We start from the raw sequence: 3,271 nt of genomic DNA, 5'->3' as shown, positions 1-3,271 counted from the left end.
TCATGACAGTAGGTCCTCTCAATCAGGGCTTACACAGACCATTGAACACGCCCTCCCGGCCACGAGTTCGCGGTCGTCGATCGAGACGACCACCCACCTGCCGCCCAGCCCGGCGGTGACGAGTCGGGTGGCCCGCCCTCCTTATTGCCCGGCCCCTGACCACCCGTGCCCCGGGGCGGGGGTCCCGGCCGCCGCCGTGTTCCTGGCCGAAACCGCGGGTAGAACCTTCCCCCACCGGCGCCCACCTGGCCTCATACGCCGGCCTGACACCAGTCACCCGGCGGTCGGGGTCCTCCATACGGGGCGAGGTGCGTCTCCCACGCGGGCAATAAGCGCCTCAAGCCAGCCATGTTCCTGTCAGCCTTCGCCTCACTGCGCTCCGACCCCGCATCCCGGGCCTACTACAACCGCAAACACGCCCAAGGAAAACGCCTTAGGCCAAGCCGTACTCACCCTCGCCCACCGCCGCTTGACAAACCACATAGGGACACCCCCGGTACCCTCGGCTCCGCCCGGAGCCCACACCTTCCCCAGGCCAGCCGGCCCAACCGCAAACAACCACACACCCCTAGGTCGTGTTATGTGAGTCGTTTGAGCCAGTGGTCGATGCTGGCGGTGTGGGTGGTGGCTTGGTAGCGGACGGCGAGTTTGTCGTATCTGGTGGCCATGGCCCGGTTGTGCTTGAGCTGGCTGAAGCACCGCTCCACAGCGTTGCGGTCCTCGTAGGCCACGGGGTCGAAGGCGGGCGGCGTGCCCGCTGCGCTGCCGCGTCGGCGGTGGTTGTCGGCCAGCACCATCTGCGGGCGCGGGCGGGGCCTTCCCAGTCCCGGACGGGCCATCCGGATCTGTGTTCCAGTATGGGGATCATCATCGGGCAGTTCGCGATCTGTCCTGCGGTCAGCAGCCGGGCCAGCATGCCGCAGGGGTCCGGCAGGTGGTGGAGTCCACTGACACTGGCCAGCCGGTTCTTGCGGTCGGCGTCGGCCTTGGCGACCAGCGCGGCCTTGATGCGGGCCTCCACGCTCCATCCGGCTGCCTGCCACCCCACCCACTTACCCAAAACGCTAGGCCGAGGTCGGCACCTCTTCGGGCTCGTCGTCGGCTGCGGACGCGGACGAGGCGTCGCCCGCCGGACCAATGGATGGCAGCCACACGCGGACGGCGAGGGCGAAGCCGATCAGCGCGGCAACGGTGACCGCGACCCCGAGCACCCCGGAACCCGTCGCCGAGAAGGCCACGTATCCGAGCAGCGCCGCGCCCGCGCTGGCACCCGCATAGGGGAGCTGCGTGTTGACGTGGGTGATGTGATTGCAGCCCGCCCCGGTGCTGGACAGGATCGTCGTATCCGAGATCGGGGAGCAGTGGTCGCCCCACACGGCGCCCGCGAGCACGGCTCCGAACGCGGGGATCAGCAACTCGCCGCCGCCAGCGACCGCCCCCATGATCTCTCCGGCGATCGGCAGGAGAATGCCGAAGGACCCCCAGGAGGTGCCGGTGGCGAAGGCCATGGCGCCGGCGATGACGAACAGCATCGGGATGAGCCAACGGGCCGAAACCTGCGCCGATTCGACCAGTGAGCCCAGGTAGGCCCCCGTACCGAGCTCGGCGATCAGCGAGCCGAGCATCCAGGCGCACAGGAGGATCTTGATGGCCGGCAGCATCGAGCGGGCGCCCTCGACCACGCCCCGAGCGGCCGTCTTAGCCTCGAAGATCGGGTCTTCGTGCGTGAAGTGGAAGTAGTAGAAGGCGGCGGTTGCAAGCCCGAGGAGGCCGCCGAGGTTGAGGGACAGGGCGACGTCGGTGCTGGCGAGCACTTCGAGAATGGACCAGGAGCCGGACGCGTGATGCCCCGTCAGGAGGATGCCCCCGACCACCCCGGCGACCAGGACGACGAAGGGCACAATCAAGGCGCGCATCGCGCCCGGCTCGTGCCGCGGCAGGGAATCGGTGAGCTGCCCCGGGATCTGCTCATCGGGCGCGTACAGGCTGCCCGTGGAGATGGCGCGGCGCTCCTCACGGCGCATCGGACCGAAGTCGATCTCCAAGACGACGGTCACCCACAGCAGTATCAGCGCGGCGATCGCGTAGTAGTTCATCCCCGCGGAACGGAGGAACGCGCCGGCGTCGGAGACTTGGATGCCGAGGGTGGCCACGATCGGCCCCATGATGCCGATGATCGAGGCGCCCCAGCTGGAGAAGGGGGCAAGGACGGCCACGGGGGCGGAGGAGGAGTCGATGAGGTAGGCGAGCTTGGCCCGCGAGACCCGCTGCCGATCGGAGACGGGGCGGGCGACCTGCCCGACGGCCAGGGCATTGAAATAGTCGTCCACGAAGATCGCGGTCCCCAGTGCCGCCGCGAGGATCTGGGCGCCGCGTCGGGTGCGGACCCGGGTCATCGCCCATTCGGCGAAGGCCTGGGTGCCGCCGGACATCAGCACCAGGGAGGTGATGACCCCGAGCGTCAGCAGGAAGGCCAGGATGAGCACGTAGTAGGCGTTCAGCGCGCCCTGCGACCAGAAGATCTGAGAGAAGGCCTCCCAGATCTTGGTGACGGTCCCGATGATGCCGCCGTCGGCAATCAGCAGGGCGGCGGCAACAATGCCCACAGCCAGGGAGGAGATGACCTTCTTCGTCACGATCACCAGCAGGATCGCCAGGAGCGGCGGGATGAGGGACAACACCGGGTAGGACTCGATCATCAGCAGTTCCGTTCGTCGCATGCGGGGCGGCACCAGGCTAAGGCATGGTCCGTCCGTGTATGTGGGGCCCTTGCGTCTATTCCCGCCATGAGCCCGCCCCGGCCGCGGGGCATCTCACGTCGGCGCGGCGGGGAGTGCGGCGTCGTCGTCGGTAGCATGAGGTACCCAACGAGCACACCCGGGAGGACCCATGCCTGAGCCCATCAAGCTCATCGACCGCGTCCAGGCGATCAACTGGAACCGGCTCGTCGACGACAAGGACCTGGAGGTCTGGGACCGGCTCACCGGCAACTTCTGGCTCCCGGAGAAGGTGCCGCTGTCCAACGACGTCCAGTCCTGGGCCACCCTGAACCAGGCCGAGCAGAACATGACCACGCGAGTGTTCACCGGGCTGACCCTGCTGGACACCATTCAGGGCACGGTCGGCGCCGTCTCCCTCATCCCGGACGCTCGCACCCCGCATGAGGAGGCGGTGCTCACTAACATCGCCTTCATGGAGTCGGTGCACGCCCGCTCATACTCCTCGATCTTCTCCACCCTGATCTCCACCGCCGAGATCGACGAGGCCTTCC

The 3,271-nt window shown here is 68.0% G+C and carries 2 protein-coding genes and 2 pseudogenes; 2 read left to right on the top strand and 2 right to left on the bottom strand.

Annotation, left to right across the window (positions count from 1 at the left end):
• Window positions 1-190 precede the first annotated feature (190 nt).
• A pseudogene (locus Q4A20_RS14940) lies at window positions 191-586 on the top strand (transposase); the annotation flags it as partial.
• Here the strand turns inward: Q4A20_RS14940 and Q4A20_RS14935 are convergent.
• A pseudogene (locus tag Q4A20_RS14935) lies at window positions 579-746 on the bottom strand (IS5/IS1182 family transposase); the annotation flags it as partial. The pseudogenes Q4A20_RS14940 and Q4A20_RS14935 overlap by 8 nt on opposite strands.
• 318 nt (window positions 747-1,064) lie before the next feature.
• On the bottom strand, window positions 1,065-2,720 hold the full coding sequence (locus Q4A20_RS14930; protein WP_303124182.1) for a Na+/H+ antiporter NhaC family protein: 1,656 nt from the start codon (window positions 2,718-2,720) through the stop codon (window positions 1,065-1,067).
• Between the two features lie 169 nt (window positions 2,721-2,889).
• Between Q4A20_RS14930 and Q4A20_RS14925 the strand changes: the two genes are divergently transcribed.
• Window positions 2,890-3,271, top strand: a 382-nt coding sequence (locus Q4A20_RS14925) for a ribonucleotide-diphosphate reductase subunit beta (protein ID WP_303124181.1), incomplete at its 3' end; no start/stop codon positions are given.

The sequence above is a fragment of the Actinomyces sp. genome (assembly GCF_030530635.1).
Taxonomy (GTDB): Bacteria; Actinomycetota; Actinomycetes; order Actinomycetales; family Actinomycetaceae; genus Actinomyces.
Note: the sequence above shows the minus strand (reverse complement) of the source record. Positions and strands in the feature narration are given on the sequence as shown.

Bases quoted from the DNA above. Each gene is read 5' to 3' on its own strand.
- Q4A20_RS14930 (WP_303124182.1), bottom strand. From the start codon at position 2,720: ATGCGACGAACGGAACTGCTGATGATCGAGTCCTACCCGGTGTTGTCC.